Consider the following 4,767-nt stretch of genomic DNA (forward strand, 5'->3'; position numbering starts at 1 on the left):
CTACTTCTTGCCCACTCCCTTTTACGCTTATTCAGTAATATTTACTTTCAAATTGAATTAGTCTTAATCACATCTCTATTATTTTATAAAAATTTCCTTAAATTGAGTGTAATGATTTGAATTATTTGTCATTTTTTATATGCTTAAAGTAAGGAGATGATAAAAATGCGAAAATTTAAAAAGTATTTAGCACTTAGCATTGTTTTATTTTCGCCCGTTTTGCCGCTGTCAAATGGAATTTTTAGTCAATCAGTAGTAACTGCGCAAGAAACATCGCCCCAAGAACACGCAATGAAAGTCGTCGAAGAATTACAAGGTTATTTTGAAAATGAAGCCCTGCCAACAAAAGTATTAACCGCAGAATCCCCTGTCTATTTTTCTGCCGCTACCACAAAAGTTTCCGATACCGAGAACTTTAATATCTTTTATTATGCAGAAAATGAGCCATATGAGGTCAACAATCAAGAGCTCAATAATAAAACACCGATTGCTGCTTTTCAACGTGCCGTTTACGAAGATGAGGCAGCCGCTCAAAAAGCGGTTAATCAAGTGATCGATAATCAAGGTGAAAAAATAGACTTAGGTTATGGCATAACCGGTTATTTAACAGCTGGTATGGGATCAACTTATTTAAATTGGCAAGAAGGCAACTGGAGTTTAGCAATTCAAGCACCCAATCAAGAAGGTGTTTCTTCTCCTGATTTAGCGAAACAAATCGTAGAATATTTAGAAGAAATTGCTTTGCCAGCTCCTGAAGTAGTCGGTCAAATTAAATTAAGAATGAATGACTCATTAACTTATGAAGATAATGTCGCTACATGGCAAGTAGGAAATGTCGTTTACACCGTCTCTCATGCTGATCCTTTCACCCTTATTGAAATGACCGGTTCGATTACTAACCCTACTGAACAAGAATGAGTCCTATAGCTTAAAGGCACACAGAAGATAATTTTTCTAGTGTGCCTTTTTATATTATGCTAAGGTAGCATTTTTGATGTGCCTTTAATTTTGATGCAGTCGGTATTTAGAGGGCCTTTGGCAATACGATGCCGTGATATACTTTATATTTGATTGCAATTTATGAAGTCTATCATAAAATGATAATGAGGTCGCCTCATAATTACTCATAGAACTTTTACCTATCAGTCAATTACTTTTTATATAAAATACTCTTTTTACTGATGCTATTAGTAAAAGAGATAGTAACTATAAATATATTTCAATTGAAAACGGAACCATTTCTTTACAAAATTTTATCCTTTCGTGCTATGATGAAATTAACAGACAAAATAAATTGGTTAACCGCCAACCATTAATACATGAAAGGACGATTCAACATGACTCAATTAGTTACCTATTTAGATGATATTAAGGAAGGAGTTCAGTTTCGAAGCGATTCGTATTTGATGAGTGAAGAACGCATCATTGAATTTGCTAAACAATTCGATCCACAGCCTTTCCATACTGATCCGGTTGCCGCTAAAGATACAATCTTCAAACGATTAGTTGCCTCCGGTTGGCATACTCTTGCAGTCAATATGAAAATGTTAGTCGAAACATTGCCATTAACACCTGGTGCCATGATGGGAGCCGGAGCAGACGTAAAATGGGTGCGCCCTGTCTATCCTGGAGAAAGTATTTATAGTATCTTTACCATGAAAGAAATTAAACGTTCTAAAACAAAACCACAACAAGGAATTTGCTTAATGGAAGCCAAAATTTATAACCAAGATGATGAATTAGTTACCGAGATTATGCATCGAGCTTTTGGCTATTTTAAATCTGAATCTTAATTTGTAAAACCCAACTTAAATAAAAGAGGCTAGAATGCACCTTTCCCTAGTGAAAGGGAATTAACAGAAATTTTTAAAAAAATTTCATAGGCATACCTAACCTCTTTTTTATTTTGGACTGTAAAAAAGTGCCAATAGTCGGCATTAGTAACGGTAAGTAGCAATTCTGTCGTTATTAGCCTTTTCCACGAAACTGTTATGAGTTCTATATATTTTGTCGCATTTAATTTTACAATCTAACCCCATTAGAAAACCAAAACATTTCACGCTATATGTTCATCGAAGAGAACAGCAAACCAATGGACTTACTGCTCAATGTCTAGCCTTAGCTATGTTCTGTTGTTAATCTGATATTTTTATAATTAGTTAGTTTTATTTTAAATCAACATATTTTTATCTTAATTCAATTATTTTTTATTGATATTCGATAAATTATCTGTTATATTTATCTTAGAATTTATCGGGAGGATAGCCTTATGAAAAATAAAACTCGTACACATGAAGACATTAGTATTATCTTAACTAAAATTGCTTTGCTTTTAGCCTTAATTGTTGGCTTTTGGCTGACTTTGGAAGGACCATTCATCGTCCGACAAATTATGTTATTACCAGGTGGCTATTTCGTGGGCAGATTACGCTTTTATTTTCTTTTAATCAGTGGTTATATGGTTGCTGTTATTGGTGTTCTATGTATTTACTATCTTTACAAACTCGTTAATAACATTGGTCATGAAATTGTCTTTGTTGCTGAAAATGTCCGTTATTTACAAATAATTGGTTGGTTAACGCTGTCATTTACTATTATTGCTTTAGCTTGTGGATTCACTTGTTATGATCCGATTCAATATTTAGGATATATGGCTGGTTTTATGTTTTTAATTATTCGAGTCGTGCGCAATATTTTTGGTAAAGCCGTTGAAATGCAAAATGAACTCGATTATACCGTTTAGGAGTGATGACAAGATGATTCAAATAAATTTAGATGTGGTAATGGCTAAACGAAAAATTTCGGCCGGAAATTTAGCAGAACAGATCGATTTAACGCCAGCTAATCTTTCTATATTAAAAAACAATAAAGCTAAGGCGATTCGTTTTTCAACGCTTAATGCCTTATGTCGCGAGTTAAACTGTCAGCCTGGAGATATTCTAGAGTATATTGAAGATACGGAGGAAGCATGATGACCGAACCTAATCAAACTAAACATTCCTCCTTTTCATCAGACGCTTTTTCTATTAAAGAAGCAACTAAAATGAATCATCATTATTTGGGCAGATTGAAAGAAGCAGTCACTACCTTTCCAGTCATCGGCACAATGAGTTGGTTATTCTATTTTATTGCTTATTATTATGTTATAGCGGTCTTTGAGTCCACTATACACTTCTTTCCTTTTACAGTAATCATTATGGCCTTTACCGAGATGCTCTGCTATCGTCTTCATCGTACTTGGAATCAATTTACAACTAGCTATCGACACGATTTAGTTACTATAATGATGATGATTTTATTACAAGGCCTTGCCCTTTCGCTTTGGGGCTTTCATCCTCAGTTTGAGGCCATGCAAGCATTCGTGATTCATCTATCTTTTGTCTTATATATTGCAATGCGTAGTCAAAACTTAGTAGATCAGCAATTAAACTTATGGGTATTATTTGACTTGATGCGTCATTTTTGGTGGATTCCCTTCCAAAATATTTTAATTCGCCCCATTATTTTATGGTATCATCGCACACATTTACGCTCTGCTAAATTTAATCCATTCAAATGGTTGGCAACAATTATCAGTATTTTGAGTTTGTTTTTTATTTTCTTGTTTGTGATGAATCAGCTAGGTCAATTGTCTCCTACTTTCGCACAGCATAGTGATCAGTTATTAAGTGGTCTATTAAACTTTATTCGTCAACTCAATCAACTGGATAATTTGCTTGTTTATTTGTTTTATTTTATCTTATCTATCCCAATCGGATTATGGCTATCGGGCTTAATATTTGGTTCGCTTTTACACAAACCTAATTCAAAGTTAAAATCCGATTTACTCACGATTAAGACACGCTTGCAAATTTTTCCAAAAGCTAGCGCCCTATTATTGATGAGTATTTTAATTGGCCTATACTGTCTGTTTTTTACGACCGCTTTTTATGATTTAGTCCAATTACTATCTGTTGCAAATATCCAAGCACCGGATGCTGCCAATGTCGCTATTAGTGGGTTTTGGCAATTTATTTATATAACGTTATTGAATTTATTCGTCACTTGGTTCATCCAATGGTTATATGATACTCAATGGGTTAAAACAAAAGCTGTCCAGTACTTGATGCTTGGCTTATATGGAAGTAGTTTGATCTTTGCCAGTCTAGCTGTATGGAAAACACTTGGGGTATATGTACTTCATTTTGGTTGGACACCATTGCGTTTATTATCTGGTTGGTTTGCGGTATTAATGTTTGTCGCTTTGATATTGATTATTATTCAACATTTTATACCTAAATTTAATGCCTATCGTTGGATTATTTTATTAGGCGAACTATCCTTCACTGCTATATGTTATGCTTATCCATTGCTATTGAATGCTAGATGATGATTAATCAAATACCTCTTTCATCTTGGGCCAAATTTCGCTATTAGTAATTAATAAATAATAATGTAGCCTAGACTAAATTTGGTACTCGCAAAAATTCAAAAGCTATCTTAAGAACCTTGGCCTAACTTCGTTTCGTTGTTACATTTTCTAATGAATAAACACCTATTTTACAGTAGCTTTGCTTTGCCCTCTTACTCCGAAGGCGGACTAAGGTAAAGGACATTTCACAACTACGTAATAATAGGTGTTTTTTGTGGCTCTATGTCAAGTAGTGTTGGTAAATAGTAATAGTTGCACTTGAACGCATGTTCAAGTGCTGTTTTTTTACTTAAATTAAGCTGTCTTATTTTGCATTTCTAATTGTTTTTGGTATTCTTCCTCATATTTTTTAATAG

General features: G+C 33.9%; 5 protein-coding genes. All 5 read left to right on the plus strand.

What is annotated here, in order from left to right; translation table 11 throughout:
• The first annotated feature begins 165 nt into the window (after positions 1 to 165).
• Positions 166 to 918, plus strand: a complete 753-nt coding sequence (locus GSA01S_RS09285) for a hypothetical protein (protein ID WP_066126882.1) — start codon at positions 166 to 168, stop codon at positions 916 to 918.
• 419 nt (positions 919 to 1,337) lie between these two features.
• A complete protein-coding gene (locus GSA01S_RS09290; RefSeq protein WP_066126884.1) occupies positions 1,338 to 1,793 on the plus strand; it encodes a MaoC/PaaZ C-terminal domain-containing protein in 456 nt (151 codons plus the stop codon).
• A 476-nt stretch (positions 1,794 to 2,269) separates the two neighbouring features.
• Positions 2,270 to 2,743 carry a DUF2975 domain-containing protein gene (locus tag GSA01S_RS09295; protein WP_066126886.1) on the plus strand — a complete coding sequence of 158 codons (474 nt, stop codon included), beginning with the start codon at positions 2,270 to 2,272 and terminating at the stop codon, positions 2,741 to 2,743.
• Positions 2,744 to 2,756: 13 nt separating this feature from the next.
• On the plus strand, positions 2,757 to 2,972 hold the full coding sequence (locus tag GSA01S_RS09300) for a helix-turn-helix domain-containing protein (RefSeq protein ID WP_066126888.1): 216 nt from the start codon (positions 2,757 to 2,759) through the stop codon (positions 2,970 to 2,972).
• The gene (locus GSA01S_RS09305) at positions 2,972 to 4,369 is read left to right on the plus strand and encodes a DUF4153 domain-containing protein (protein WP_066126890.1); all 1,398 of its coding nucleotides are present in this window, start codon (positions 2,972 to 2,974) and stop codon (positions 4,367 to 4,369) included. The genes GSA01S_RS09300 and GSA01S_RS09305 overlap by 1 nt, the downstream gene beginning before the upstream one ends.
• The last annotated feature ends 398 nt before the right edge of the window (positions 4,370 to 4,767 follow it).

It is taken from the genome of Globicatella sanguinis NBRC 15551, assembly GCF_001552295.1.
In the GTDB taxonomy this organism is placed as follows: domain Bacteria; phylum Bacillota; class Bacilli; order Lactobacillales; family Aerococcaceae; genus Globicatella; species Globicatella sanguinis.

Bases quoted from the DNA above. Each gene is read 5' to 3' on its own strand.
- GSA01S_RS09285 (WP_066126882.1), top strand. From the start codon at position 166: ATGCGAAAATTTAAAAAGTATTTAGCACTTAGCATTGTTTTATTTTCG.
- GSA01S_RS09290 (WP_066126884.1), top strand. From the start codon at position 1,338: ATGACTCAATTAGTTACCTATTTAGATGATATTAAGGAAGGAGTTCAG.
- GSA01S_RS09295 (WP_066126886.1), top strand. From the start codon at position 2,270: ATGAAAAATAAAACTCGTACACATGAAGACATTAGTATTATCTTAACT.
- GSA01S_RS09300 (WP_066126888.1), top strand. From the start codon at position 2,757: ATGATTCAAATAAATTTAGATGTGGTAATGGCTAAACGAAAAATTTCG.
- GSA01S_RS09305 (WP_066126890.1), top strand. From the start codon at position 2,972: ATGACCGAACCTAATCAAACTAAACATTCCTCCTTTTCATCAGACGCT.